Origin of the sequence: Lactobacillus sp. N54.MGS-719 (assembly GCF_000980505.1) — a bacterium.
In the GTDB taxonomy this organism is placed as follows: domain Bacteria; phylum Bacillota; class Bacilli; order Lactobacillales; family Lactobacillaceae; genus Lactobacillus; species Lactobacillus amylovorus.
In genome coordinates, this window is record NZ_LARO01000118.1 from 1 (window position 1) to 1,127 (window position 1,127).

At 55.8% G+C, this 1,127-nt stretch carries 1 protein-coding gene; it reads right to left on the reverse strand.

Going from position 1 to position 1,127, the window contains the following annotated elements; translation table 11 throughout:
• The coding region (locus WS44_RS10210; protein ID WP_288145744.1) for a recombinase family protein at window positions 1-1,127 on the reverse strand (1,127 nt) is incomplete at both ends.

Sequence of the window (1,127 nt, forward strand, 5' to 3'; positions counted from 1 at the left end):
AATCTCAATGTCCTGCCTGCGGGTGCCGTTCTCGTCATAGCTGCACTCATGCACGACGATTTTCTCAATCATTTCCCGCAAGAGGGTGGGGGTCAATTCCTCAAAGGCAAGGTGCTTTCGGACGATACCCATAAACTTTTCCGCGTTGACGGTGGCGGCCTGCGACTTGTCCAGTTCGGCCTGCAAAGCGGCGGCGCGGTCTTTCAGTTCCCGCTGCTCCTGCTCATAGTCTGCCGACAGTTCCATGAAACGCTCGTCGCTGATTTTGCCGTTCACATTGTCCTCATACAGCCGCTTGATAATGCGGCTCACTTCGGCAATCCGCTCCTGCGCCTGTTCAAGCTGCTTGGTGGCTGCGGCGGTCTTTCTCTTGCCGCCGATTTCGTTCTGCTGGATCAGCAGCTTTACAAAACGGCTCTCGTGCCTGGCAGCATACTCCGTCACTTGCCGGAGATTGGAGAGGACACCGGCGGTCAACAGGTCGGTGCGGATAAAGTGCGCCGTACAGTCGCGGGTGCGCTTCTTGTAGCTGCCGCAGATGTAACAGTCCTGCTTGCGGTTCTTGTTCTGATACCGCTGCTGGTACATCACATGGCCGCAGTCGGCGCAGAACAGCATACCAGAGAACAGCCCCACTTCGTCATAGCGGTTCGGGCGTTTGCGCTGCTTGCGTAACTCCTGCACACGCTCCCATGTTTCCTTGTCGATGATCGGCTCATGGTGGTTCTCGAAAATGGCCTGCTTCTCGACGGGGTTCTCTATGCTGTGCTTGACCTTATAAGAAGGCTTTTCCGTTTTGAAGTTCACCAGACATCCGGTGTACTCTCGGTTTTCGAGGATATGAACGACGGTGTTGGTCGCCCATTTGCACTCATAGCCTGGGTGATAACGGCGGGTGCTGCCTGTCCGCTGATATTCCAGCGTCCCCGGCGTGGGGATTTGCTGCTCCGTCAGCATACGGGCAATCTTGGTCGGGCCGTTCCCGGCAAGGCAAAGCTGGTAAATCTGCTGCACCACCGGGGCGGCTTCCTCGTCTATAATAAAATTCTCGTCCTCGTCCATCACATAGCCGTAAACCGGCTTGCTGGTAACAGGCTTGCCGCTCATGCCTTTTGACTTTTTCACTG